At 71.5% G+C, this 23475-nt stretch carries 28 protein-coding genes; 9 read left to right on the forward strand and 19 right to left on the reverse strand.

Features of this window, described 5'->3' with window-relative positions:
- Nucleotides 1–103 precede the first annotated feature (103 nt).
- Together ACFP2E_RS16075 and ACFP2E_RS16080 are read left to right on the forward strand one after the other, a co-directional pair.
- Entirely contained in the window at nt 104–1102 is a 999-nt protein-coding gene (locus ACFP2E_RS16075; RefSeq protein WP_378523812.1) for a DNA topoisomerase IB, read from the forward strand.
- A 61-nt stretch (nt 1103–1163) separates the two neighbouring features.
- Nucleotides 1164–1655, forward strand: a complete 492-nt coding sequence (locus tag ACFP2E_RS16080; RefSeq protein WP_378523813.1) for an O-acetyl-ADP-ribose deacetylase — start codon at nt 1164–1166, stop codon at nt 1653–1655.
- Nucleotides 1656–1661: 6 nt separating this feature from the next.
- Here the strand turns inward: ACFP2E_RS16080 and serC are convergent, their stop codons facing one another.
- Nucleotides 1662–2786 carry a phosphoserine transaminase gene (gene serC, locus ACFP2E_RS16085; protein WP_378523814.1) on the reverse strand — a complete coding sequence of 375 codons (1125 nt, stop codon included), beginning with the start codon at nt 2784–2786 and terminating at the stop codon, nt 1662–1664.
- Between the two features lie 95 nt (nt 2787–2881).
- Here serC and ACFP2E_RS16090 point away from each other — a divergent pair, with 95 nt between their 5' ends.
- Nucleotides 2882–3352 carry a zinc-ribbon domain-containing protein gene (locus tag ACFP2E_RS16090; RefSeq protein WP_378523815.1) on the forward strand — a complete coding sequence of 157 codons (471 nt, stop codon included), beginning with the start codon at nt 2882–2884 and terminating at the stop codon, nt 3350–3352.
- Between the two features lie 91 nt (nt 3353–3443).
- A complete protein-coding gene (locus ACFP2E_RS16095; protein WP_378523816.1) occupies nt 3444–3884 on the forward strand; it encodes a GNAT family N-acetyltransferase in 441 nt (146 codons plus the stop codon).
- On the opposite strand, the gene ACFP2E_RS16100 is transcribed toward ACFP2E_RS16095, so the two are convergent.
- Entirely contained in the window at nt 3857–4912 is a 1056-nt protein-coding gene (locus ACFP2E_RS16100; protein ID WP_378523817.1) for a TerC family protein, read from the reverse strand. The genes ACFP2E_RS16095 and ACFP2E_RS16100 overlap by 28 nt on opposite strands.
- A 247-nt stretch (nt 4913–5159) precedes the next feature.
- Between ACFP2E_RS16100 and ACFP2E_RS16105 the strand changes: the two genes are divergently transcribed.
- The gene (locus ACFP2E_RS16105) at nt 5160–5729 is read left to right on the forward strand and encodes a hypothetical protein (RefSeq protein WP_378523818.1); all 570 of its coding nucleotides are present in this window, start codon (nt 5160–5162) and stop codon (nt 5727–5729) included.
- Between the two features lie 40 nt (nt 5730–5769).
- On the opposite strand, the gene ACFP2E_RS16110 is transcribed toward ACFP2E_RS16105, so the two are convergent.
- Nucleotides 5770–6429 carry a class I SAM-dependent methyltransferase gene (locus ACFP2E_RS16110; RefSeq protein ID WP_378523819.1) on the reverse strand — a complete coding sequence of 220 codons (660 nt, stop codon included), beginning with the start codon at nt 6427–6429 and terminating at the stop codon, nt 5770–5772.
- A gap of 65 nt (nt 6430–6494) precedes the next feature.
- On the reverse strand, nt 6495–7619 hold the full coding sequence (locus ACFP2E_RS16115) for a citrate synthase 2 (RefSeq protein WP_378523820.1): 1125 nt from the start codon (nt 7617–7619) through the stop codon (nt 6495–6497).
- Between the two features lie 89 nt (nt 7620–7708).
- On the opposite strand from ACFP2E_RS16115, the gene pdxH reads away from it, so the two are divergent.
- A complete protein-coding gene (gene pdxH, locus ACFP2E_RS16120; RefSeq protein WP_378523821.1) occupies nt 7709–8368 on the forward strand; it encodes a pyridoxamine 5'-phosphate oxidase in 660 nt (219 codons plus the stop codon).
- Nucleotides 8369–8691: 323 nt separating this feature from the next.
- Nucleotides 8692–10218: a GAF domain-containing protein gene (locus ACFP2E_RS16125; RefSeq protein ID WP_378523822.1), complete on the forward strand. Its 1527-nt coding sequence runs from the start codon at nt 8692–8694 to the stop codon at nt 10216–10218.
- Nucleotides 10219–10312: 94 nt separating this feature from the next.
- On the opposite strand, the gene ACFP2E_RS16130 is transcribed toward ACFP2E_RS16125, so the two are convergent.
- From ACFP2E_RS16130 to ACFP2E_RS16190, 13 genes are all read right to left on the reverse strand, one after another.
- Complete coding sequence (locus ACFP2E_RS16130) at nt 10313–10603, reverse strand: hypothetical protein (RefSeq protein WP_378523823.1); 291 nt, start codon at nt 10601–10603, stop codon at nt 10313–10315.
- Nucleotides 10600–12648 carry a flagellar biosynthesis protein FlhA gene (gene flhA, locus ACFP2E_RS16135; RefSeq protein ID WP_378523824.1) on the reverse strand — a complete coding sequence of 683 codons (2049 nt, stop codon included), beginning with the start codon at nt 12646–12648 and terminating at the stop codon, nt 10600–10602. The genes ACFP2E_RS16130 and flhA overlap by 4 nt, the downstream gene beginning before the upstream one ends.
- A 77-nt stretch (nt 12649–12725) precedes the next feature.
- Entirely contained in the window at nt 12726–13889 is a 1164-nt protein-coding gene (locus tag ACFP2E_RS16140) for a flagellar biosynthesis protein FlhB (protein ID WP_378523825.1), read from the reverse strand.
- Between the two features lie 3 nt (nt 13890–13892).
- Nucleotides 13893–14660, reverse strand: a complete 768-nt coding sequence (locus tag ACFP2E_RS16145; protein ID WP_378523826.1) for a flagellar biosynthetic protein FliR — start codon at nt 14658–14660, stop codon at nt 13893–13895.
- 10 nt (nt 14661–14670) lie between these two features.
- Nucleotides 14671–14940: a flagellar biosynthesis protein FliQ gene (fliQ, locus tag ACFP2E_RS16150; protein WP_378523827.1), complete on the reverse strand. Its 270-nt coding sequence runs from the start codon at nt 14938–14940 to the stop codon at nt 14671–14673.
- A 13-nt stretch (nt 14941–14953) separates the two neighbouring features.
- A complete protein-coding gene (gene fliP / locus ACFP2E_RS16155) occupies nt 14954–15850 on the reverse strand; it encodes a flagellar type III secretion system pore protein FliP (protein WP_378523828.1) in 897 nt (298 codons plus the stop codon).
- The gene (locus ACFP2E_RS16160; RefSeq protein WP_378523829.1) at nt 15847–16389 is read right to left on the reverse strand and encodes a flagellar biosynthetic protein FliO; all 543 of its coding nucleotides are present in this window, start codon (nt 16387–16389) and stop codon (nt 15847–15849) included. The genes fliP and ACFP2E_RS16160 overlap by 4 nt, the downstream gene beginning before the upstream one ends.
- Nucleotides 16390–16391: 2 nt before the next feature.
- Nucleotides 16392–17228, reverse strand: a complete 837-nt coding sequence (gene fliN / locus ACFP2E_RS16165) for a flagellar motor switch protein FliN (RefSeq protein ID WP_378523830.1) — start codon at nt 17226–17228, stop codon at nt 16392–16394.
- Entirely contained in the window at nt 17225–18178 is a 954-nt protein-coding gene (locus ACFP2E_RS16170; protein ID WP_378523831.1) for a flagellar motor switch protein FliM, read from the reverse strand. Before ACFP2E_RS16170 ends, fliN begins: the two co-directional genes overlap by 4 nt.
- A gap of 98 nt (nt 18179–18276) precedes the next feature.
- On the reverse strand, nt 18277–18711 hold the full coding sequence (gene fliL / locus ACFP2E_RS16175; RefSeq protein ID WP_378523832.1) for a flagellar basal body-associated protein FliL: 435 nt from the start codon (nt 18709–18711) through the stop codon (nt 18277–18279).
- Nucleotides 18708–19601 (reverse strand): flagellar motor protein MotB, encoded by an 894-nt coding sequence (locus ACFP2E_RS16180; protein ID WP_378523833.1) that lies wholly within the window; start codon nt 19599–19601, stop codon nt 18708–18710. The genes fliL and ACFP2E_RS16180 overlap by 4 nt, the downstream gene beginning before the upstream one ends.
- Before the next feature lies 1 nt (nt 19602).
- On the reverse strand, nt 19603–20373 hold the full coding sequence (locus tag ACFP2E_RS16185) for a motility protein A (protein ID WP_378523834.1): 771 nt from the start codon (nt 20371–20373) through the stop codon (nt 19603–19605).
- The gene (locus ACFP2E_RS16190; RefSeq protein WP_378523835.1) at nt 20373–20687 is read right to left on the reverse strand and encodes a flagellar FlbD family protein; all 315 of its coding nucleotides are present in this window, start codon (nt 20685–20687) and stop codon (nt 20373–20375) included. The genes ACFP2E_RS16185 and ACFP2E_RS16190 overlap by 1 nt, the downstream gene beginning before the upstream one ends.
- 296 nt (nt 20688–20983) lie before the next feature.
- Between ACFP2E_RS16190 and ACFP2E_RS16195 the strand changes: the two genes are divergently transcribed.
- Together ACFP2E_RS16195 and ACFP2E_RS16200 are read left to right on the forward strand one after the other, a co-directional pair.
- Nucleotides 20984–21619, forward strand: a complete 636-nt coding sequence (locus tag ACFP2E_RS16195; protein WP_378523836.1) for a hypothetical protein — start codon at nt 20984–20986, stop codon at nt 21617–21619.
- Nucleotides 21616–21939, forward strand: a complete 324-nt coding sequence (locus ACFP2E_RS16200) for a hypothetical protein (protein ID WP_378523837.1) — start codon at nt 21616–21618, stop codon at nt 21937–21939. Before ACFP2E_RS16195 ends, ACFP2E_RS16200 begins: the two co-directional genes overlap by 4 nt.
- Before the next feature lie 171 nt (nt 21940–22110).
- On the opposite strand, the gene ACFP2E_RS16205 is transcribed toward ACFP2E_RS16200, so the two are convergent.
- Entirely contained in the window at nt 22111–22968 is an 858-nt protein-coding gene (locus ACFP2E_RS16205) for a flagellar hook protein FlgE (protein ID WP_378523838.1), read from the reverse strand.
- A 21-nt stretch (nt 22969–22989) separates the two neighbouring features.
- Nucleotides 22990–23472, reverse strand: coding sequence for a flagellar hook capping FlgD N-terminal domain-containing protein (locus ACFP2E_RS16210; RefSeq protein WP_378523839.1), 483 nt, complete (start codon nt 23470–23472; stop codon nt 22990–22992).
- Nucleotides 23473–23475: the final 3 nt, after the last annotated feature.

Here is a 23475-nt window from a genome sequence, read left to right on the forward strand (position 1 = left end):
GAAGTGCAGGTTCGGCCACATGCCGTGGTGAAGCCGCGGGTCGGCCCCGGGCCGGGCCACCGGTCCACCCCGGCCGCGACCAGGAGGTGGCTAGGGTGACCGCGTGCCACGCCTCCGCAGGACCTCGCCGGACCAGCCCGGCTGGACGCGGCGCCGCGCGGGTCGCGGTTTCGTCTTCCTCGACGAGAACGGCGCGCGCCTCTGCGACGAGGACACTCAGCGCTGCAAGGACCTCGTCATCCCGCCTGCCTGGCAGGACGTGTGGATCACCCCGCACGAGAACGGCCACCTGCAGGCGGTCGGCACCGACGACGCGGGCCGCCGCCAGTACCTCTACCACCCGCAGTGGCGCAGCCGGCGCGACGCGGAGAAGTTCGACCGGGTGCTGCAGTTCGGCAAGGCGCTGTCGAGGGCGCGGGAGCAGGTGCTGACCGACCTCGGCACCGAGGGGATGGAGCTGAAGCGCGGCTGCGCGGTCGCCGTACGGCTGCTCGACCTCGGGTACTTCCGGATCGGCAACGACGTGTACGCCGACCAGAACGGCAGCTTTGGGCTGACCACGCTGGAGCGGCGGCACGTGCGTCGTCGTCGTGACCACCTGGTGTTCTGCTTCAACGGCAAGTCCGGGGTGGAGCACTGCATCGAGATCGACGACGAGGCCGTGATCGATGCGCTCGACACCATGCGCCGCCGCCGGGGCGGGGGCGACCGGCTGCTGGCGTGGAAGGACGGCCGCCGGTGGCGTCCCCTCGACGCCGCGACCGTCAACGACTACGTCCGGGAGACCACCGGGCTCGACGCCACGGCCAAGGACTTCCGGACCTGGCACGCCACCGTCATCGCCGCCGCCTCGCTCGCCGACACCGACGAGAAGGGCACCTCCAAGGCTTCGCGCAAGCGCGCCGTCAGCGCCGCCATGAAGGAGGTCGCGGACTTCCTCGGCAACACCCCGACGCTCGCCCGGTCGTCGTACGTCGACCCGCGCGTCGTGGACGCCTACGAGCAGGGCCGCACCATCTCCACCGCGACCCGGAGGCACTACGAGCGGGTCGACGACCGCCAGGCCGCGCTCGAGCGCGCCGTCCTCCGGCTGCTCCGCTGACCCGAGCCGCGGCCTCGGCCGGACCTCCCGGCTCGGGCGGCGGGGTGGTAGGCCTGGAGCCATGGAGATCACCGTCGTGCAGGGCGACATCACCCGGCAGCAGGTCGACGCGGTCGTCAACGCGGCCAACCGCCGGATGCGGGGCGGCGGGGGAGTCGACGGCGCCATCCACGCGGCGGGCGGCCCCGCCGTGCTGGAGGACTGCGTCCGGCGCTTCCCGCACGGCCTCGCGACCGGTGACGCCGGCTGGACCACGGCAGGCGAGCTGCCGGCACGATGGGTCATCCACGTCGTGGGGCCCAACCACGGCGCGGGCGAGACCGACCGCAGCCTGCTGACCTCCTGCTACGCGCGTGCGCTGCAGGTGGCCGACCAGCTCGGCGCGGCGACCCTGGCCTTCCCGCTGATCAGCGCCGGCATCTACGCCTGGCCGCTCGAGGACGCCATCGACGCGGCCCTGGAGACGCTCCGGGCCTCCCCGACGCAGGTCGAGGAGGCCCGGCTCGTGGCGTACTCCGCGTCGTCGTACGACGCGATCACGGCGCGCTTCTGAGGGGTCTCAGGCGAGCCGCTCCACCACGTGGTCGATGCAGGCGGTCAGCGCCTCGACGTCGGCCGGCTCGACTGCGGGGTACATCGCGATGCGCAGCTGGTTGCGGCCGAGCTTGCGGTAGGGCTCGGTGTCGACGATGCCGTTGGCCCGCAGCGTCGCGGCGATGGCGGCCGCGTCGATCGACTCGTCGAAGTCGATGGTGCCGATGACGAGCGAGCGGTGCTCGGGGTCCTGCACGTACGGCGAGGTGTACGACGTCTTCTCGGCCCACCCGTAGAGCGCGTCGGAGCTCGCCGTGGTCCGCTCGACCATCCCGGTGAGGCCACCGTGGGCGTTCATCCAGTCGAGCTGCTCGGCCATGAGGAAGAGCGTGGCGACCGACGGGGTGTTGTAGGTCTGGTTCTTGCGGGAGTTGTCGACCGCGGTCGGCAGGTCGAAGAACGCGGGCACGAACCGGTCGGTCGCGGCGATCTCGTCGACCCGGGCGAGCGCTCGAGGCGACATGACGGCCAGCCACAGGCCCCCGTCGGACGCGAAGGACTTCTGCGGCGCGAAGTAGTAGGCGTCGACCTCGGCCATGTCGACGGGCAGGCCGCCGGCTCCCGAGGTGGCGTCGACCAGCACCAGCGCGTCGTCGGCGGCGCCGGCGGGGCGGCGTACGGGAGCCATGACGCCGGTGGACGTCTCGTTGTGCGCCCACGCGTAGGCGTCGACGCCGTCCTCGGCGGCCGGCTCGGGCAACGTCCCGGGGGCCGCCTCGACCACCGACGGGTCGGCCAGCCACGGCGCCTGCTGGGCCGCCTTGGCGAACTTGGCCGAGAACTCGCCGAACGACAGGTGCTGGCTCTTCTCCCGGATCAGCCCGAACGTCGCGATGTCCCAGAACGCCGTCGCACCGCCGTTGCCGAGGACGACCTCGTAGCCCTCCGGCAGCCCGAACAGCGCGGCGAGGCCCTCGCGGACCCGGCCCACGGTCTTCTTCACCGGCGCCTGGCGGTGGGAGGTCCCCATGAGGGAGGTGCCCGTGGCGGCCAGCGCGTCGAGGTGGCTCGTCTGGATCTTCGAGGGACCGGCGCCGAAGCGGCCGTCGGACGGCAGCAGGTCGGCGGGGATCTGAGGGGCGTCGCTCATGCGGCAGCCTTCCGTGATGGCGTGCGGTGGACCTGACGACGCTGTCAGCGGCCCTATTGTGTCACGGACACCACACGTCTTCCGGGGGGCATTCCATGAGCAACGCACCGCGTCCGGGCCTGGCCCAGCAGGCCGGCGTCCGCACCTTCTTTCGAATCGCCGGTCTCGTGCTGCTGCCCATCTCCCTGGGCGTCTTCGCGTGGGGCGTGGTCAACGTGTTCGGGAACGACTCATGGGCAGGCCCCGAGGGCCTCCACGTCGCGGCGTTCATCGGCGGGCTGCCCCTGATCGGCGCCTCGCTCATGCTGTTGCAGGCGGGTTTCATGGGCGCCGCGGCCCGGTACGGCGCGGGCGAGACGATGCCCGTGGTCAAGGACAGCGCGGCGTACCTCACCGACGGCGAGGGCGTCCTCGGCGTCGGCCGCACGGTCGACGACCGGGCGGGCCACCGGACCGGCGAGAATCCGGGTGCGGCGCCGGCTGCCGGCCCGTACTGTCGCTCGTGCGGGGTGCGCAACGACCAGGAGGCACGGTTCTGTGACGGCTGCGGTTCCTCAATCGCCTGACCACCCGACGAGCCGTAGGACGGCCCGCCGGCCGAACAACGGGGCGGCCGGCTTCCGCGTCGAGCGGGTCGGCTTCGGCCACGCCGACGCGATGCGGCTGATCGCCGAGGTGCAGGCCGAGTACGTCGTCCGCTACGGCGGCGAGGACGAGACCCCGCTCGACCCGGCGATGTTCGACCCGCCCAGAGGCAGCTTCTTCGTCGGCTACCTCGAGGAGCGGGCCGTGGTGTCGGGCGCCTGGCGGCGCCGCGACGACGTCACCGCCCTGGGGTCGACCGCGACCGCCGAGATCAAGCGGATGTACGTCGCCCCGGGTGCCCGCGGCCTCGGGCTGGCCCGCCGGATGCTCGCCCACCTCGAGGCCACCGCCGCCGAGGCGGGTGCCGAGGTGGCGATCCTGGAGACGGGGCTCAGGCAGCCCGAGGCCATCGCGTTGTACGAGTCCTCGGGCTACCTGGAGGTGCCGAAGTTCGGCTTCTACTGCCACGCGCCGCTGTCGCGGTGCTACGGCAAGCGGCTCTCCTCGAGCTGATCCTCCGGCTCGACGGGGGCGCCCGCGCCCTCGCGGGCCTCGGCGCGGCGAGCAGCGGCCAGGCTGGTCAGCGTGGTGACCACGAGGATGCCGATGATCACGCCGAGCGAGGCGAGGGTCGGGATCTCCGGGACGGCCGGCCACTCGATGTGCGCCCAGTGCAGCACCAGCTTCACGCCGATGAAGCCGAGGATCGCGGCCAGGCCGTAGCCGAGGTGGACCAGCTTCGAGAGCGCGCCCTCGAGCACGAAGTACAGCGCCCGCAGACCCAGCAGGGCGAAGGCGTTGGTGGCGAACACGAGGTAGGGGTCGCCGGTGATGCCGTAGACGGCGGGGACCGAGTCGACGGCGAAGACGACGTCGGTGGCCAGGACCGCGACGACGACCAGGGCGAAGGGGGTGAAGGCCCGGCGCCCGCCGATCCGGGTAGTCATGCGGGTGCCCTCGTAGTCGTCGGAGACCGGCATGAATCGCCGGACCAGCCGGACCACACGCAGCTGGGAGACGTCGACGGCGTGGTCGGCGCCGGCGAGGTTGTCGCGGAGCAGCTTCACGCCGGTGAGCAGCAGGATCGCGCCGAACACGAGGAACACCCAGTCGAAGCGGGCAAGCGCCGCCGCGCCGAGCGCGATGAAGATGCCGCGGAGCACCAGCGCGCCGACGATGCCGTAGAGCAGCACCCGCTGCTGCAGCACCCGCGGCACCGCGAAGGCGGAGAGCAGCAGGATGAAGACGAACAGGTTGTCCACGCTGAGCGACTTCTCGACCAGGTAACCGGTGTAGTACTCCAGCCCGCGCTCGGAGCCGTGGGACGACCAGATGTAGACGCCGAAGGCCAGCGGGAGCGCGACGTAGAACACCGACCAGGCGATCGCCTCGCGCATGGAGACGTCGTGCGGTCTGCGGGTGATGACGAAGTCGACGACCAGCAGCGCCACGACGGCGCCGATCGTCACTGCCCACAGGCCGGGCGTGGCGATGGAGTCGAGGCCGGCGGCGGATGCCGGGGCGGCAGCGGTGATGTGCACAGGGTCCTCCTCGGACGGCGGTGGTCCGAGGTCTCCCTCACCCGACGAGGCGGGCGACCGTCCGGGGCGTCTGCCGAGGCGCCGTAGTGACCGGATCAGTCCGTGGAGGTACTCCCCTCGGGGAGGAGTCTAATGCAACTGGTCGAGTAGACAAAGAATCGGCGAGACGCTCCCGTCGTCGCCGGGTTGCGCCTACCCTCGAAGGAGCCCTGGTCCAGACAGGTGCCGACTCTCGGGAGGATCCACCATGTCGTACGTCTTCCGCTCCGTCGCGGGTTGCCTGACCGCGCTCGTGGTCCTGCTGGCGCTGGCCGCGCCGGCGAGCGCCGCGATCGAGGACTACGCGGACTACCAGCCGCAGACCCGCTGCAGCCCCAAGCCCAAGCCCGGCACCAAGGCGCTGGCCCGCTGGCTCGTCCGGCGCGGCGGCGGCGAGGGACCGATGTCGCGTCGTTGCAGGATCGGGGGAACCTCCGAGCACAAGGAGGGGCGGGCCTTCGACTGGATCCTCGACGCGACGAAGAAGCGCGACCGGAGGATCGCGCGCGACTTCCTCGACCTGGCCTTCGCCACCGACAGGCGGGGCAACGAGCACGCCAAGGCGCGCCGGATGGGGATCATGTACATCATCTGGAACGACCACTCGTGGTCCTCGTGGCGGCACTTCGAGCGGACCGACTACCTCAGCTCGAGCTGCAAGCGGAAGAAGAAGTGCTCCAAGACCCTGCGCCACCGCGACCACATGCACATCTCGTTGAGCCGGCCGGGTGGCAAGGGCCGCACCAGCTGGTACGACGGGCGCGTGCCGCAGGGCTGAGCCGCCTCGCGCCGGCTGCCGCCCCGGACCAGGGTCCGGGTCAGCGGCTGACGACGACGTAGCGGTCGTCGTCGACCGGCCGCCCCCAGAGCAACGGCTCGCAGAGGCGCTGCATCACGGCGGTGCGGCCCGTCGCCTCGACCAGCGCGACGGTCTCCTCGGCGCTCAGCCCGGCGCCGGTCGACCAGCTCCCCTCGACGAGGACGAGCCGGCCCTCGGGCGCGAGCAGGTCGATCCACCGGGTGAGCGCGGCCGCGGCGTCGGGCATCGCCCAGAGCACGTGGCGGCTCAGGACCACGTCGTACGCGCAGGCGTCGAGCGGTGGCTCGGCGGCGTCGCCGAGCGCGAAGTCGACCCGGCCGCTGGTCGGCGACGAGGCCGCCTTCTCCCGTGCGTGGCGCAGCATCTCCGGGGAGAAGTCGACGCCGTCCACGTCGTGCCCCTCCTCGGCGAGCAGCAGCGACAGCGTGCCGGTGCCGCAGCCGAGGTCGGCGACCCGAGCCGGGGCGGGGGGCAGCAGCGGGACCAGCAGGCTGCGCCACGCCTCGCGGACGTCCGGGTCGTGCAGGCCATGGTCGGCCGCCTCGTCGAACGTGACCGCCTCGGCGTCCCAGAGGGCGACCCTGCCGCCCGGGGCGGCCACGGCCGGCTCGGCGGTCGGGGTCGCGGTGGGCGTGGCGGAGTCGTCCCGAGAGGTCATGCTGCATCCAAGCACGATCCACCGACGGCCGGTCGGACGTCGGGGCCCGCCCCGCCACCTCGCGGTCAGGTGGTGGTCGCTGCCCAGGCGTCGTCCCAGCCGGGGACCTCGGTGGCGGCCCGGGCGGCGGGGCCGGTGTAGACGGCCGAGGGGCGGATCAGCCGGCCGGTCCGCTTCTGCTCGAGGATGTGGGCCGACCAGCCGCCGGTCCGGGCGCAGGTGAACATCGAGGTGAACATCGGTGCCGGGACCTCGGCGAAGTCGAGGACGATCGCTGCCCAGAACTCCACGTTGGTCTCGAGCACCCGGTCGGGGCGGCGCTCGCGCAGCTCGGTGAGCGCTGCCTTCTCGAGTGCCTCGGCGACCTCGTAGCGGGGCGCGTCGAGCTCCCGCGCCGTGCGGCGCAGCACGCGGGCGCGCGGGTCCTCGGCGCGGTAGACCCGGTGGCCGAAGCCCATCAGCCGCTCCCCGTTGTCGAGCAGCTCCCGGACGTACGACGCCGCGTCGTCGCGCCGCTCGACCTCCTCGATCATGCCGAGCACGCGGGACGGGGCGCCGCCGTGCAGCGGGCCGCTCATCGCGCCGATCGCGCCCGAGAAGGCCGCGGCCACGTCCGCGCCGGTCGAGGTGATGACGCGGGCGGTGAACGTGGAGGCGTTCATGCCGTGCTCGGCCGCCGAGCTCCAGTAGGCGTCGATCGCCCGGACGTGGCGGGGGTCGGCCTCGCCCTTCCACCGGATCAGGAAGCGTTCGGCGAGGGTGCGGCCCTCGTCCACCTCACGCTGCGACACGACCGGGAGGTGCAGGCCACGGGCGGCCTGGGCGGCGTACGACAGCACCATGACGGCGACCCGGCTGAGGTCCTCGCGGGCCTGCTCGTCGCTGATGTCGTAGGTCTGCCGGAAGCCGAACGCCGGCGCCAGCATGGCGATCGCGGCCTGGACGTCGACGCGGACGTCGCCGGTGTGGACCGGGATGTTGTACGCCTCGGCCGGCGGTAGTCCGGGGTCGTAGGCGCCGTCGATCAGCAGCCCCCACACCTTCTCGAAGGGGACCCGGCCGACGAGCTCCTCGATGTCGACGCCGCGGTAGCGCAGCGCCGAGCCCTCCTTGTCGGGCTCCGCGATCTCGGAGGCGAAGGCGACGACGCCCTCCAGGCCGTGCTGCACGTCGGGCTGAACCTCGGTCACCTGCGGCTCCTGTCAGTCGGGGGACGCCGGGGGCGGCGCCGCCGTCGCATTCTGCACCCTCGTTGGCTCGGTCACCTAGGGTCACTGCCATGGAGAGGCGCGACCAGATGGACCTCGCGGACCTGCGCGCGGAGTACTCCCGGGGCGGCCTGCTCGAGCCCGATCTCGAGGGCGACCCGGTCACCATGTTCCGGCGGTGGCTCGACGACGCTGCCGACGCGGGGCTGCACGAGCCGAACGCGATGGTCGTCTCGACGGTGTCGGCCGACGGCCGGCCGTCCTCGCGGATGGTGCTGCTGAAGGGTCTCGACGAGGCCGGCTTCGTGTTCTTCACCAACACCGGGTCCCGCAAGGGCCGCGAGCTGGCCGCCAACCCGCACTGCTCGTTGCTGTTCCCGTGGCACCCGCTCGAACGCCAGGTGCGGGTCGACGGGGTCGCCTCGCCGGTCGCCGTCGAGGCGGTCGCCGCCTACTTCTCGCGGCGCCCGCACCGCTCCCGGCTCGGGGCCTGGGCGTCGCAGCAGTCCCGTCCCGTGCCCGACCGTGAAGCGCTCGACCGGGCCATGGCCGACGCCGAGGCCCGGTTCCCCGAGGGCAGCGACGTCCCGGTACCGGAGGAGTGGGGCGGGTACGTCGTCCGCCCCGACGTCGTCGAGTTCTGGCAGGGCCGCCGTGACCGGATGCACGACCGGCTCGTCTACTCCCGCACGGCCGACGGCGGCTGGGCGACCGGGCGTCTCGCCCCCTGAACCGCGGCGCAAATCCCTTGAGCGGCGACGGTCGCCCGCCTACCGTGTTGGCACACGGGAAAGGAGGTGGTCCGACAGATGCAATCTTCGAGGACGCGTGAGGTGGCTGCGCGCTAGCAGCCGATGACCCCGCGTGGGTACGTCGGGACCAGTTGGACTGCCGGCGAATCCACCGCAGCTACCCGACCCGCAGGTGGGTCCGGCCACGTCCGCCGGGCCAGCTGGGACCTTGACCCGGCGACACCTGCGGGTTGCTGCATTTTCCGGACATTTCGAGGTCATTTCCGTCCCCTGCAAAGTAAAGGCATGGCTAGGGTGTGGCCGTGGCGAACTCGGGCACCGCGCACGCACGGCGGACGGAGCTCCTCGACGCGGTGCTGGCCGTCAGCGCCGACCTCGAGCTCGACAGCGTCCTGCACCGCATCGTCGGGTCCGCGTGCCGGCTGACCGGCGCGCGCTACGGCTTCCTCGCCGTGCTGTCCGAGGACGGCGAGGTCACCGACCAGGTGGTCCACGGGCTCTCCGCCGAGGATGCCAGGAAGCTCGGTGCGCTGCCCGTCGGCCGTGGGCTGATGGGGGAGTCGGTGCGGCAGTCGGCGGACGAGACCGCGACGACGTTCGTGGGCCTGCCGATCCGGTTCCAGGACACCGTCCTGGGCCAGCTCTACCTCTCCGACAAGGCCGACGGGCTGCCGTTCGACGAGGAGGACGAGGACGCCGTCGCGGTCCTCGCGCGGGTCGCCGGCGTGGCCGTCCGCAACGCCCGGACCTTCCACCTCAGCGAGCGGCGGCGCGAGTGGGTCGAGGCGATCGCCGCACTCGCCGACTCGCTGCACCCGCCCGTCGCGCTCAGCGAGCCGCTCGCCCGGATCGCGACCGGCGCCCGCCGGGTCGCCCGGGCCAGCCTGGCCGCGGTCGTGCACAGCACCGAGCACGGCTTCGACGTCCCGGCCGCCGACGGACCCGCCTACGCGACGTTGGCGGAGCTGCTCGACACGTTCGGTGAGCGGATCTCGATCGCGCAGACCAGCGGCGAGTCCTTCGAGGCCCAGTATGACGACGACGGCTCCGTCGCGGTCTTCCCGCTGGACGCGGCGCTGGCGTTCCAGGGTGTGCTCCTCGTCGTCACCGAGCGCGGCTGCGGCCGGCTGCCCGCCGAGGACCGCGAGCTGCTGACGTCGTTCGCGGCGCAGGCCTCGCTGGCCATGGACCGCGCGGTCGCGCTGGTCGACCGGCAGCAGGCGATGGTGGCGGCCGACCGCGACCGGATCGCGCGCGACCTGCACGACCTGGTGATCCAGAGGCTCTTCGCCACGGGGCTGCAGCTGCAGGGCGGCCGCCGGTCCGGCATCCCGCCCGAGACCCAGGAGCGGATCGACAACGCGGTGCGCGACCTCGACGTCACGATCCGCGACATCCGTTCCACCATCTTCGAGCTGCAGCACGGCCACGAGTCCTCGCTCCGGGCGGGTGTGGTCGGGCTGGTGCGCGAGTACGCCGAGGTCCTCGGCTTCCCGCCGACCGTCCGGACCACGGGTCCCCTCGACTCGCTGGTGAGCCGGCCGCTGGCCGAGCAGGCGCTGGCGGTGCTGCGCGAGGCGCTCTCCAACTGTGCCCGGCACGCGGCCGCGCGGTCGTGCCTCGTGGAGCTGGAGCTGGAGGAGGGCTGGCTCACGCTGCGGGTCGTCGACGACGGCGTCGGCCTCGAGGACGTGGTCCACGAGAGTGGGCTGCGCAACCTGCGGCGTCGCGCCGACGAGCTGGGCGGCTCGCTGCTGCTCGCCCCGTCGGAGCCGGCCGGCACCCGCTTCGAGTGGCGCGTGCCGGTCCCGGAGTGCCAGGGAGCCTGACCCCACTCACGCCGAGCTGCCACCAGTTGCCCGCGGCGCGGGCAACTGGTGGCAGCTGGGCGCGCTCAGGAGGGGAACTGCTGGCAGTTCGCGGTCAGGGCGTGTCGGCGGCTGCGCTGCGCTCTGCGTCCCGGTCGGTGGCCCGGTCGGTCGTCCCGCCGGACTGCTGACCGCCTGCGTCGTCATTGGTGACGCGCTGCGGGACCCGGGACGGCCAGACGAGCTCGGAGGCGGCCGACATGGCCACCCAGCAGGCGGCCGCGGCGACGAGGAAGCGGGTGATCGCCACGTCGAGCGGCATGGTGCCCTCGACCATGCTGGACCACAGGGCGGGGGAGGAGACGAGGGCGGCGGCGGCGAGGACCCAGCCGTTGAGCGGGATCATGCGGTCACCGCCATCCGGTTGCCGCTGATGACGCCGACCGAGCGGACCTGCTGGGCCCCCACGAGCTCGGTGTAGGACAGCACCGCGGTGCTCTCGAGCGCCGGGCGCACCATCCGGTGGACGGCGGCGCGCAGCTGCGGCGCACAGACGAGGACGGGCCGGAGGTTGTCGTTCTCGGCCTGGGTGCGCAGCTGCTGGAGCTCGGTGAGGACGCTCTGCCCGGTGGTGGCGTCGAGCGCGATCACCGCGCCCTGGTCGCCGGGTCGGAGCGCCTCGAGCATCCGCTGCTCGAGCTGGGGCTCAAAGCTGATCACGTACACCGTTCCTTCCGTGAGGTGGGGGGCGACGATCGCCGGACCGAGCGCGGTCCGCGCGGCGTCGACGAGCGCGTCGAGGTCCTTGGTGGCCTGGGCCTTGAGGGAGAGCGCCTCGAAGATGCGGACGAGGTCGCGCACCGACACCTGCTCCTCGAGCAGGCTCTGCAGCACCCGCTGCACCTCGCCGAGGCTGAGGTGGACCGGTGTGAGCTCCTCCACGACGACCGGGTGGTTCCGCTTGACGACGTCGGTGAGCAGCTTGACGTCCTCGCGGCCGAGCAGCCGGGCGGCGTGGGTGGTGACCACCTCGGCGAGGTGGGTGGTGATGACGGAGGCCCGGTCAACGACGGTGGCGCCGCTGAGCTCGGCCTGGTTGCGCAGCTCGGCCGGGATCCACTTGGCCTCGAGCCCGAAGACCGGCTCGGTGGTGGGCTCGCCGGGCAGCGAGCCGAGGAAGTCGCCGATCGCGAGGACGGTGCCCGGGGGAGCCTCGCCGCGGGCGACCTCGATGCCGAACAGCTTGATCGCGTAGGTCCGGCTCGGGAGCTCGAGGTTGTCCCGCGTGCGGACGGGCGGGACGACGATGCCGATGTCGCCGGCGACCTTGCGGCGCAGTGCCTTCACGCGGTCGAGCAGGTCGCCGCCGCTGCTGGGGTCGACGAGGTCGATGATGTCGGCGGCCAGCTCGAGGCCCAGCGGGTCGACCTGGATCTCCGCGGCGAGCAGCTCGGGGGAGTCCGACGGCTGAGCGGCCTGCGCCGCCGCGGCCTCGTCCGGCTCCGGGACGTCGGGCTCCTCCGGGATCCGGGCCGAGGCCAGCAGCATCAGCCCGCCGGCGGCGACGAAGGGGAGCTTGGGCAGGCCGGGGATCAGGCACAGCGCGAGGGCGGCGAAGCCGGCGATCCGCAGCGGCATCCGGTTCGCGCCGATCTGGCGCAGGATGTCCGAGCCCATGTCCGCGTCGCCGGTGTTGCGGGTGACGATGAGGCCGGTGGCGACCGACAGCAGCAGCGCCGGGATCTGCGAGACGAGGCCGTCGCCGACGGAGAGCAGGCTGTACGTCGTGATCGCGTCGCCGAACGTCATCCCCTTCTGGGCGACGCCCACGGCGAAGCCGCCGATCAGGTTCACCAGCGTGATGACGATGGCGGCGATTGCGTCGCCCTTGACGAACTTCGACGCGCCGTCCATCGCGCCGTAGAAGTCGGCCTCGGCGTGGACCTCCTGGCGGCGCTTGCGGGCCTCGTCCTCGTCGATGAGGCCGGAGTTCAGGTCGGCGTCGATGGCCATCTGCTTGCCGGGCATCGCGTCGAGGGTGAAGCGCGCGCCGACCTCGGCGACCCGGCCGGCACCGTTGGTGATGACGACGAACTGGATGACCAGCAGGATCGCGAAGACGATGAGGCCGACGATGAGCGAGCCGCCGACCACGAAGTGGCCGAACGTGTCGATGACCTTGCCGGCGTAGCCGTCGAGGAGCACGAGCCGGGTGGCGCTGACGTTGAGCGCCAGCCGGAACAGGGTCATCACCAGGATGACCGCCGGGAAGGCGGCGAAGTCGAGTGGACGGTGCACGAACATCGCCACCATCAGGATCAGCAGCGCGCCGGTGATGTTGAGCGCGATCAGCAGGTCCAGCACGATCGCCGGCAGCGGCACGACCAGCATGACGACGATCAGCACGATGCCGACCGGAACGCCCAGCTGGGTGAGGCGCTTGGGATCCACGTGAGGCCTTTCGGAGGTCGCCTGCGGCGGCGCCCTCCGTGGCACCGGGGTGTACGCCGTCCTGGCGTCCGTGCTGCCTATCGGCCGGTGGGGGTGCCGGCTGAGGGATCCGGGGAGGCAATCCGACGGCGGCGGCTCGCGGCCAGCACTTCCGGCAGGTCGGCCTGGGTGCGGGGGCTGCGGTGCTCCCCGCCGTGCTGCCCGCGGGTGCGTCGGCTGATGACGAACGCGAGCACCTGGGCGACGGCGGCATACAGCTCGGGCGGGATCTCCTGGCCCACCGTGGTGGAGGAGTGCAGCGCCCGGGCCAGCGGCACGTCGCGCACCATCGGCACGCGGTGCTCGGCGGCGAGCTCGCGGATCCGCTGCGCGATGACCCCGGAGCCCCGGGCCACCACCCGGGGTGCGCCGCGCTCGGCGTCGTACCGCAGCGCCACGGCGACGTGGGTGGGGTTCACCAGCACCACGTCGGCCTCGGGGACGTCGGCCATCATCCGGTTCCGGGCGGCGGCGAGCTGGCGGGAGCGGATGGCGCCCTTGACGAGGGGGTCGCCCTCGGACTGCTTGTGCTCCTGCTTGACCTCGTGCTTGGTCATCCGGGTCTGCTTGCCGATCCGGCGGCGCACGATCGCGTAGTCGGCGGCCGCCATGACGATGCCGGCGACGGCGACGTTGCGGACCAGGGCGAAGACCTCGTCGCGCACCATCGTCAGGACGGCCGGGATCGGCACCAGCCCGCCGATGAGGGGGAGCATCGCCTGCATCGTCCCCCAGGCCATGGTCGCGACGACGGCGCTCTTGAGGAGCATCTTGGCGCCCTCCCACAGGGCCTGCGGGCCGAAGACCCGCTTGGCGCCCTTGATGGGGTCGAGCTTCTTGAGGTTGGGCTTCATGCTCTTGGTCGCGAGGTAGAAGCCGCCCTGGGCCAGCGCGGCGGCGACGCCGACCACGAGCACGCCCGAGCCGAGCAGCAGCAGCGTCACCATCACGTGCTTGCCGCCCTCACCGAGCAGCATCAGCGCGTCCTCGGCGGCCGCGTCGGGGGGCAGCGAGAGGCACTGCGCCATCAGGTCCCGCAGCGCGGTCAGCTCGCGGGTGAGCAGGATCGGCAGCGCCAGCCCGACGAGCAGCAGGGCCGACCAGCCGCCCAGCTCCTGGGTGCGGGGGACCTGCCCCTCCTTGCGGGACTCCTTGCGCTTCTTGGCTGTCGGCTTCTCTGTCTTCTCCTCGCCCGAGGACATGGCTCACCCCCCTCCGGCCAGGGCCGACATGGCCTGGTTGGCGAGCTCGACGAGGCGGGTCATCGCCTCGGGCAGCACCGGGAAGGAGAGGCCGAGCAGCATCAGCGTCAGCCCGATCTTGGCCGGGAACATCACGTTGATGGCGTTGAGCTGCGGCGCCACCTTCGTGAGGAGCGCGAGGCCGAGGTCGGCGACGAACAGCACCGCCACGAGCGGCAGTGCGATCTGGACCGCAGTCACGAAGAACATGCCGAACGCCGTGGTCATCACGTCCGGCGCCCCCGCGACGTCCGGGGACTCGCCCAGCGGCAGCACGTCGAACGACTTCAGCAGGCCGCCGATCACCAGCAGGTGGCCGCCGGTGGCGAACAGCAGCATGGTGGCGAGCATCTGGTGGAACTTGCCGAAGACGGTGTTCATGTTCATCGCCAGCGGGTCGAAGCCCTGCGCCAGCGAGAAGCCGCCGAACATGTCGACGATGCTGCCGGCGGTGGCGACGGCGGCGAAGAGCAGGTAGGTCACGAAGCCCATCGCGGCGCCGATGAGCACCTGGGTCACCACGACCAGCAGCAGGCCGCTGTTGCTGACCGGGATGGTCCCGTCGGCGAGCGCCGGTGCGACCGCCAGCGAGAGGCCGAGCGACAGCACGACCTTGGCCGTGACGGGCACCGCCCGGCCCGCGAACGGCGGGACGAGCGCTAGCCACGCCACGATCCGCACCGAGGCGAGCAGGTAGGCGAGCAGCGGCTCGCCGGCGATCGTCAGGGTCATCGGGCCCGCCTCAGCCGAGGAGCGTGGGGATGCTCTCGAAGAGGTCCACGGTGAAGTCCATCAGCGTGTGCAGCATCCAGTTGCCCGAGACGACGAGCGCGGCGCCGACCCCGACGAGCTTGGGCACGAAGCTGAGCGTGAACTCCTGGATCTGCGTCATCGACTGGAACAGCGAGATCGTGAAGCCGATGACGAGCGAGGTCACGAGGATCGGCGCGGAGAGCTTGAGCGCGACCATCATGGTCTGCAGCGCGATCGCGATGACGGTGGTGTCGGTCATGGTGGCCCCCCGGCTATCCGTAGCTCGAGACGACGGACGTGATGACGAGCCCCCACCCGTCCACCAGGACGAACAGCAGGAGCTTGAACGGCAGCGACACCATGACCGGCGGCATCATCATCATGCCGAGTGCCATCAGCGCCCCGCTCACGACGATGTCGATGACGAGGAACGGGATGAAGACGATGAAGCCGATGATGAAGGCCTGCTTGAGCTCGCTCAGCACGAACGCCGGGACGAGCGTCGACATCGACACCTCGTCGCGGTTGGCCGGCAGGTCGCGGCCCGCGACGTTGGTCAGCAGGGTCAGCTCACCGTCGTCGGTGTGGTCGAGCATGAAGTCGCGCAGCGGGTCGACGCCGTCCTCGAACGCGAGCCCCGCCTTCTTGTCCCCGTCGAGGTAGGGCTGCAGCCCCTCGTCGTTCATCTCGGCGAGGACCGGGCCCATGATGAAGAGGCTCAGGAACAGCGCGAGCCCGGCGAGAACCTGGTTCGGCGGGATCTGCTGCAGGCCGAGTGCGTTGCGGGTCAGGCCGAGGACCACGAGAACCTTGGTGAAGCTGGTGCAGGTCAGCAGGATCGCGGGCAGCAGCGACAGCAGGGTGAGCGTCAGCAGCACGGTCACCGAGGTGCTCGGCTTCTCGGTCAGGCCGTCGAGATCGATCGTCACCGAGCCGTCGCCGCTGCCGGGGCCGCCCGGTCCGCGCGGACCCTGCTCGGCCAGGGCCTCGGGTGCCTCGGGAGCGGGTGCGACCGGGGTGGCCAGCACCGGCGTGGACTGCTGGACGGTCGCGACCGGGGCAGCGGCGTGAGCCGCCGTCGCCGGCAGCACGAGCCACGCCAACCCGAGGGTGAGCGCGACGAGCAGCATCCCGAGCGCGCGCAACGCCCGGCCCCCGGCCCGGTTCACGACGCCCGGCCGGTGGTGTGGTCGCCGGAGGACTGGCCGGTGGCGGCCGCGAGGGCCTGCCGCCAGGTTTGCGGGGACAGCACCGAGCCCGCGAGCGGGCCCTGCGCCGGCCGGACCGGCGCGGTCGGCCTGGCCGGAGCGGCCCGGTGGGCGCCGCCGCGGCGGGGCAGATGCGGCAGCCCGTCGCTCGCCTCCTCGGCAGCCTCGAGGACGGTCGCGGGGTCGACCTGTGAGGCCGGCAGCAGCACCAGCTCATCGGGGTCGCGCGCGTCGTCCATTGCGGCCGCCTCGGGCAGGTCCTCGGGGTCGAGCTCGGTGAGCAGGCTGACCTGCTGGTCGGTGGTGCCGATGACGAGCAGGCGGCTGCCGACGCTGACGACCGCGATGGCGCTGGACCGGCTCAGCTGCTGGCGGTGGACGACCTGGACGGGCGCGCCGGCACGACCGGCGTACCGGCGTCCGGCGAACCGGGCCAGCAGCAGGAGGAGTCCGACGACGACCGCCAGGGAGGCGATCAGCCGCACCGTCAGCTCGAGCATGGTCAGCCCGCCGCGGTGTCGTCGACGATCTCGGTCACGCGCAGGCCGAAGTCCTCGTCGATGACGACGACCTCGCCGCGCGCGATCAGCCGGCCGTTGACCAGCAGGTCGGCCGGGCTGCCGGCCGCGCGGTCGAGCTCGAGCACCGCGCCGGGGGAGAGGGCGAGGAGGTCCCGCACCGTCATCCGGGTGCGGCCCAGCTCGACCGTGACCTCCATGTCGACGCCGTGCAGCATCTCGATGCCGCGGCTGGTGACGCCCGCGGGCTGCGCGGCGACCGGCTGGCCGGCTGCCAGCGGCGGCGGGAAGGCAGGGGTGGGGGCGGCCTCCGGCTGGGCCGCCGGCGCGGCCGCGAGCGCGGCGTCCGGGACCAGCAGGGCCGCGGCGAAGCTGGAGCCCACCAGCGGGACGACGGTGAACGGGCCGCCGAGGTCCGCGACGACGAGACCTAGGTCCACAGCCTTGGCCGCCCGGGCGGTGGTGCCGAGCGCCGCGGCGGCCGCGTCGAGGGCGGGCTGGGTGGCGGCGGCCAGGTCGAGCCCGCCGAGCGGGCTGGAGGCCAGCGCCGCGACGAGGTCCTCGGCGACGAGGACCGCGATACGCGGCTGGCCGGCCAGGTCGAGCTCGGCGATCGCGGCGCCGGCGAAGGTCTGGGTGACGTGCTCGGTGCCCTGCTGGGCCGGGGCCACCGTGAGCGGCTCGGAGGCGGGCAGCACCGCGACCATCGCGGTGGCCGCGGCCACGGCACGCTCCGCGTGCGGGCCGACGGCGAGCGTCACGTCGGTGGCCTCGGGGACGTTCTGGTCTGCAGCCTGGTCGACAGCCTGGTCGGTGGTCATCGGTTCTCCTTCGGTGTCCCCACGATGAGGGCGGCGAGCCGGGCGCCCTGGGTGCCGGCGGTGGCGTGCGCGAACGTGGTGCCGTCGACGGTCACGTCGAGCGGGGCGGAGGCGGGGTGGCTGAGCCGGAGCACGTCGCCGACGGCCAGGCCGCCGAGGGTGTCGGGGTCGAGCCGGGTGCCGCGGAACTGCACGGTGACGTCGACGGGCACCTGCTCGAACTGCCGGTGCACGAGCTCGGAGGCGCGGGCCCGCTGGACCCGCTCCCGCTCGGAGACCGGGGCCGGCGCGGACGCCTTGGTCAGGTAGGGCTGCAGCCCGCTGAAGGGCAGGCAGATGGTCATCTTGTGGGTGCGCTCGCCGATCCGCAGGTCGAGGTGGGCGACGATCATGACGTCGGCGGCGCCGGCGACCTGCGCGAACTGCGGGCTGTACTCCACCCCGGCGACCTTCGGGTCGAGGTCGGCGATGCCGGCGAGGCTGTAGCGCATCTCGCCGAGCAGCCGCTCGACGATCGTCTTCACGACGCCGCTCTCGATGTCGGTGAGCGGCCGGACCGGCTGCACGGGCGAGCCGGGGCCGCCGAGCATCAGGTCGATGCAGGACATGGTCGCGGGGAGCGGGATCTCGATGACGCCGAGGCCGGTCATCGGCTCGGCGGAGAACTTCGTGAGGTACGTCGGGGCGTTGAGCGAGTCGACGTACTCCGCATAGGTGTCCTGGGTGATCGACAGCAGCTGCACCGAGCAGACCGTCCGCAGCGCGGAGGTGAAGACCGTGGTCGCCTGGCGGGCGAAGCCGGACAGACCGAGCTGGAGGATCCGCGCGTGCTCGCGCGAGAGCTGGATCGGGCGCCGGAAGTCGTAGGCGACCGGTTCCGCCGCGCGGGTACGCCGACGTGCCCGGCCGCCCGAGGACGCCGGTCGCGTGGAGGGCGCGAACAGGCTCACGTCCCGGCAATCGGCCGGAGCGTGGGGGACCTGAGGAGATCGGCCGGATCGCCGGCCGATCTCCCCGGTTGGGGGGTCCGGGAAGGGTGCTGGTTGGGCTACTGCGTGACGAACTCCGTGAAGTACACGCCCAGCACCTCGTGGTGGTAGGCCTCGTCCAGCTCCTCCTCGAGCTCGTGCTTGAGCTCGTTGCGGTGCTTGGCGTCGGCCAGGTGGCCGATGTCCTCGCCGCTGAAGAGGTCGATGGCTGCGTCGAGGGCCTTGGAGCCGTCGACCTCGTGGGCCCCCTCCACGAGCTGGAGCGCCAGCCCCATGCGCAGGTAGTGGCCGCCGGCGAGGTTGATCTGGATCGGGTCCAGGGCGACGACCTCGCCGGGCTTCGGCTCCTCCACCGGCTTCGGCTTGAGGAAGAGGAACCAGACGGCCGCCACGGCCACGACGACCACGACCAGCACCAGCAGGATCTTCTTGAGCTTCCCGCCGCCCTCCTCGGACTCGAGCTCGTCGTCGGTCGGCAGCATCGTCGTGCTCATGAGTCTCCTCCGGTCTGCAGCCCGCGGGACGCGGCGACGTCGTCCAGCAGGGCACGGGTCTCGGGTGGGAGGTCGGACAGGACCACGACGTCCACCCGCTTGTTGACGGCCTGCGAGCCCGGCTCGTCCGGGTCGATCAGCGGCTTCTCGTGGCCGTACGCCGCCGCGGTGAGCCGCGGCTCGGGGATGCGTCCGACCTCGTTCAGGTGGCGCAGCACGGTGATGGCTCGCGCCGCCGAGAGGTCCCAGTCGGTGTCGTAGTACTTGGGCTTCACCGGGACCTGGTTGGTGTGCCCGTCGATGCGCAGGTCGTCGGGCGCGGCGCGCAGCACGGGTGCGATGGTGTCGAGCACGTCGATGCCCCGTGGGCTCAGCTGGGCGAGGTTGGGCTCGAAGACCACGTGTCGCGAGGTCAGGCTGAGCACCAGCCCGTTCTCGTCGATGCCGGCCTGCACGTCCTTGCGCAGCCCGGCCTCGCCGAGGGCCCGGTCGATCTTGCGCATCAGGACGGCGAGCCGGTCGACCTCGGCCTCGGCCTCGGCGATCCGCCGGCTCTGCGCGAGGCGCTCGTACTCGGCAACAGCCTTCTCGACCTCCTCGCGGTGGGCGGGAGGTACGTCGGCGAGGTACAGGTTCGCCTTGATCGGCTCCACGGCCGACGCGCCGGGGTGGTCGAGGATCGACTCGGAGCCGGTCATCACCGACGTGGACTGGCCGAAGCCCGCGGCCAGGCCGGCCTTGAGGGCGTTGAACTTCCGCTCGTCGACCGCGCTCATGGCGAACATGACGATGAAGAGCACCATCAGCAGCGTGACCATGTCGGCGTAGGTCACCAGCCACCGCTCGTGGTTCTCGTGCTCCTCGTGGATCTCCTTGCGGCGCCGCGCCATGTCACGCCGCCTCGGCCTGGTCCTGCTGTCCGGCGGGCAGCAGGGACTTGAGCTTCTGCGCGATGACGCGCGGGTTGGAGCCGGCCTGGATCGCGGCGACGCCCTCGATGATCAGCTCCATGCGGGCGGCCTCGAGCTCGCTGAGCCGCTTGAGCCGGCTGCTGATCGGCAGCCAGAACACGTTGGCCGACAGCACGCCCCACAGGGTCGCGAGGAACGCGGCGGCGATGAGGTGGCCGAGCTTCTCCGGCTGGGCGAGGTTCTCGAGCACGTGCACGAGGCCCATGACGGTGCCGACGATGCCGATCGTGGGGGCGTAGGCGCCGGCGTCGCCGAAGAACTTGGCGGAGTGCTTGTCCTCGAGCTTCTTGGCGTGCAGCTCGGCCTCGAGGATGTCGCGGACCTCCTCCGGGTCGGTGCCGTCGATGGCCAGGGTGACGCCCTTGACCAGGAACGGGTCGTCCACGTTCTTGAGGGCGTCCTCGAGCGAGAGCAATCCCTCGCGGCGGGCCTTCTCGGCGAGGGACACCACGGTCGGCACGACGTCGCCGGCCGGACGGACCTTGGCGGTGAAGGCCATGACGAACGACTTCACGGCGTTCTTCGCGTCCAGCATGGTGCCGCCGGCGACGGTCACCATCAGCGTGGCGCCGAAGACCAGCAGCATCGGCGGCAGCAGCAGCATGCTCGTCGGGTTGCCACCCTCGAGCATGTTGGAGACGACGATGATGACGAGGCCCAGCAGGACCCCGAGCAGGGTTGCCGGGTCCATCAGTCGTCCTCCCGCGTCGTCGTCGGGTGGGGGGTGACGGGCGCCAGGTGGACCGGTCGGGGCGGCTGCGCCCCATGACCGGCCTCCGCCGACTGGTCCACCTGACCGTTCCCTCCTACGACCAGGCCGCTCATCGCGATGACCTCACCGCGGTAGGTACGGATGAGCTGGACGATCTCGGCCATGGACTCGGCCACGACGTACTTCTTGCCGTCGACGAGCGTGATCACCGTGTCGGGCGTCGCGTCGAGGCGCTCGATCAGGTCGGCGTTCAGTACGAACACCGTTCCTGAGAGTCGCGTGAGCGTGATCATCCGTGCACCATCCCTGTGCCTGGTCTGCGTCGGGCCGTCCGTGGCCCTTCGGGGAGGTTGATCGGCGATTCACCGGCAGACCTGAGCCGATCGCGACGCCTACTTCCGGCTTCGTCATTCGACTACCGGACCAAACCAAGTTCACGGGTGCGCGATCTGAGGTTTCGTGATCAGTCGGGGGGTCTCGACAGACCGGGGGCGTCGGGCCTAGGTTCCGCTTGCTTTCATCCGTCGCCCCTTTGTCTTCCAACCCGTTGGAGTGCTACGAGAAAGGACACGTTGTGCAGAATCATGCTGTGGCCGCATGGACGTTTGGCGCGCTGTCCTTTCTACTACCAGTCGCAGTAGTTGCCGGCTCCCCCGCCCACGCTGTCGAGTACGGCCCCAGCTGGACCAAGTTGACGCAGATCAAAGATCCGTGTGGCAAGTGGAACCCCATGCGCAGCGGCTACTGGGACACCGAGGCCAAGCGAGGGTGGGGTTGGTACAAGATGCACTTCAAGCACGAGTTGTCGAAGTGGGACGTCTGGGAGACGACAGTCGACACGACCTGCGGCCAGCAGGACGCGGGTTCCACAACGTGGGTGTACCACGCAACGTTCGTCCTGGAGGCGTGCGGGAGTTCCGGCTGCGAGACGATTGACAAGACGACGGTCAGATCTGTCGTGCAACGCAAGATCATGCGTGAGGCTCGCAAGGGCATGATTACGACCTACTGCATCGACCGCGAGCCCTGTCCCGTGTGGCTCAACGACTACCAACGCGCCACGACAGGGGCTCCGGTCCTCGGCCAACAGGTGCGCAGCAGGCCCGCCACGAGCGCGGAGATTTCGAACGATGTCGTTCAGGACTCGACTGAGTACGCCAACGTCGATGACCAAGGTCTGATCCCCGTGGTCGACGTCCCATGGCTCGGCGAGGGCGCACCGTGACGTACGCGGAGGAAGTGCTGGCGGAGCTGCGGAGGTTGGTCGAGTCAGGTCACCATTCCGACCCCCTGCACGAGGCTCACATCCTCGGCATGTGGACCGAAGGTGCGGACGACGTGGCCATCGTCTATCGGCATGCGCGCTACCCGGGGCGCTTCGGACTTCGTCGAAACGTGACGCGGTGGGCTGTTGCCGAACGAGAGGACGCCACCGAGTCGGCCATCATGTTGCGCATCGATCTGGATGAGCCGCCCCCGGCGGAGCCTCGGGAGATCGACGATGCCGGCGTCAGATGGTGGGGGGACGCTCCCCCCACCGGATGAAGGCCCTAAGCCCTGCGAGCTCGGTCGTCCTGATGGCTGGCGAACCTGAAGGGAGCGGCACCGGCAACTCGTTCGAGCGCCGCTCCCTTCGTCACCATTTCGGCGTTAGAATGCCCGTCCAGGCGATCTCCACATCCATGGATACAGTCGAGTCCTGTGGCGTCCGGCGCGTCAGCGCTTGATGTTGACGAGGTCCTCGAGGACCTGGTCGGACGTGGTGATCACGCGCGAGCTGGCCTGGAAGCCGCGCTGGGCGAGGATCAGGTTCGTGAACTCGGCGGCGAGGTCGACGTTGGACATCTCCAGCGCGCCGCCGACCATGGTGCCGCGACGGCCCTCGCCGGCGACGCCGAGCTCCGGCACGCCGGAGTTGGCGCTGGCACGGAAGGCCGTCTCCCCGACCTTCTCGAGACCCATCGGGTTCACGAAGTCCGCGACCGCCAGGACGGCGATCTCCCGCTGCACGTCGTCGGAGAACGAGCCGCGCAGGACGCCGTCGCTGCCGATGCTGTACGACGTCATCTCGACGCCGGCTGGGATCGGCGGGGTCACGCCGGCGGTGTCGTTGATGTTGATGTCCTTGAGTGCGCCGGTGCGGGCGCCCGTGGCGTCGAGGGCGTAGCCCTGGACCCGGCTGCCGGTCGGCGTGACCAGGTCCCCCTGCTCATCGAAGGTGAAGGCGCCGGCGCGGGTGTAGAGGTTCTCGCCACCCTTGCGGACCACGAAGAAGCCGTCGCCCTGCATCATGAGGTCGGTGGCGCGGCCGGTGACCTGGGCCGAGCCCTGGTTGAAGTTGCCGACGGTGGCGGCGACCTGGACGCCGAGCCCGACCTGGATCGGGTTGGTGCCGCCGGTCTGCGGGTTGGACGCACCGGCGCCGGACATGGCCTGGCTCAGGCTGTCCTGGAAGACGACGGTGCTGCCCTTGTAGCCGATGGTGTTGGCGTTGGCGATGTTGTTGCCGGTGACGTCGAGCATGGTCTGGTTGACGCGCAGCCCGCTGATGCCGGAGAAGAGCGAACGAAGCATGGTGGGTCCTTTCGGAGGGCCTCAGGGGGCCGGGGTGGTGGGCGCAGAGCCTGTGGACTGGGTGCCCGGGGACGGGGAGGCTGAGGGGGAGGCGGTGACGGAGACGACCGACGCGAGCGGCACGTCGGTGCCGTCGACGTCGAGCACCGGGCCCGAGGCGCCGAAGGTCACGCCGGCGACCGTGCCGCTGAGCGGCTGGCCGTCCTCGCCGGTCCAGCTGACGTGCCGGCCGACGAGGCTGCTGGCGCCGAAGGCCATCTGGACGCCGAGCATCGCGGTGGTCGCCTCGGCGACCTCCTGCATCTTCTCCAGTGCGGTGAACTGCGCCGACTGGGCGAGGAACTCGCCGGAGTCGGTCGGGTTCAACGGGTCCTGGTAGCGCAGCTGGGCGACCAGCAGCTCCAGGAACATCTGCTTGTCCTCGGCAGCACTGCTGCCGGGGGTCCCGGGCATGCCGGGGACGAAGCTGCCGCCGCCGACGGCCTCGGTGGCCTGGATCGACACGGC

The sequence above is a fragment of the Nocardioides sp. GCM10027114 genome (assembly GCF_042659625.1).
In the GTDB taxonomy this organism is placed as follows: domain Bacteria; phylum Actinomycetota; class Actinomycetes; order Propionibacteriales; family Nocardioidaceae; genus Nocardioides.

What these genes read in the sequence shown, in the direction of transcription:
- fliN (WP_378523830.1), bottom strand. Translation starts at nt 17,228, where the DNA reads ATGACCACCGACCAGGCTGTCGACCAGGCTGCAGACCAGAACGTCCCC.
- ACFP2E_RS16090 (WP_378523815.1), top strand. Translation starts at nt 2,882, where the DNA reads ATGAGCAACGCACCGCGTCCGGGCCTGGCCCAGCAGGCCGGCGTCCGC.
- ACFP2E_RS16160 (WP_378523829.1), bottom strand. Translation starts at nt 16,389, where the DNA reads ATGCTCGAGCTGACGGTGCGGCTGATCGCCTCCCTGGCGGTCGTCGTC.
- ACFP2E_RS16130 (WP_378523823.1), bottom strand. Translation starts at nt 10,603, where the DNA reads ATGATCCCGCTCAACGGCTGGGTCCTCGCCGCCGCCGCCCTCGTCTCC.
- serC (WP_378523814.1), bottom strand. Translation starts at nt 2,786, where the DNA reads ATGAGCGACGCCCCTCAGATCCCCGCCGACCTGCTGCCGTCCGACGGC.
- ACFP2E_RS16105 (WP_378523818.1), top strand. Translation starts at nt 5,160, where the DNA reads ATGTCGTACGTCTTCCGCTCCGTCGCGGGTTGCCTGACCGCGCTCGTG.
- ACFP2E_RS16140 (WP_378523825.1), bottom strand. Translation starts at nt 13,889, where the DNA reads ATGTCCTCGGGCGAGGAGAAGACAGAGAAGCCGACAGCCAAGAAGCGC.
- ACFP2E_RS16205 (WP_378523838.1), bottom strand. Translation starts at nt 22,968, where the DNA reads ATGCTTCGTTCGCTCTTCTCCGGCATCAGCGGGCTGCGCGTCAACCAG.
- ACFP2E_RS16095 (WP_378523816.1), top strand. Translation starts at nt 3,444, where the DNA reads ATGCGGCTGATCGCCGAGGTGCAGGCCGAGTACGTCGTCCGCTACGGC.
- ACFP2E_RS16080 (WP_378523813.1), top strand. Translation starts at nt 1,164, where the DNA reads ATGGAGATCACCGTCGTGCAGGGCGACATCACCCGGCAGCAGGTCGAC.
- fliL (WP_378523832.1), bottom strand. Translation starts at nt 18,711, where the DNA reads ATGAGCACGACGATGCTGCCGACCGACGACGAGCTCGAGTCCGAGGAG.
- ACFP2E_RS16110 (WP_378523819.1), bottom strand. Translation starts at nt 6,429, where the DNA reads ATGACCTCTCGGGACGACTCCGCCACGCCCACCGCGACCCCGACCGCC.
- ACFP2E_RS16190 (WP_378523835.1), bottom strand. Translation starts at nt 20,687, where the DNA reads ATGATCACGCTCACGCGACTCTCAGGAACGGTGTTCGTACTGAACGCC.
- ACFP2E_RS16180 (WP_378523833.1), bottom strand. Translation starts at nt 19,601, where the DNA reads ATGGCGCGGCGCCGCAAGGAGATCCACGAGGAGCACGAGAACCACGAG.
- ACFP2E_RS16185 (WP_378523834.1), bottom strand. Translation starts at nt 20,373, where the DNA reads ATGGACCCGGCAACCCTGCTCGGGGTCCTGCTGGGCCTCGTCATCATC.
- ACFP2E_RS16145 (WP_378523826.1), bottom strand. Translation starts at nt 14,660, where the DNA reads ATGACCCTGACGATCGCCGGCGAGCCGCTGCTCGCCTACCTGCTCGCC.
- fliQ (WP_378523827.1), bottom strand. Translation starts at nt 14,940, where the DNA reads ATGACCGACACCACCGTCATCGCGATCGCGCTGCAGACCATGATGGTC.
- pdxH (WP_378523821.1), top strand. Translation starts at nt 7,709, where the DNA reads ATGGAGAGGCGCGACCAGATGGACCTCGCGGACCTGCGCGCGGAGTAC.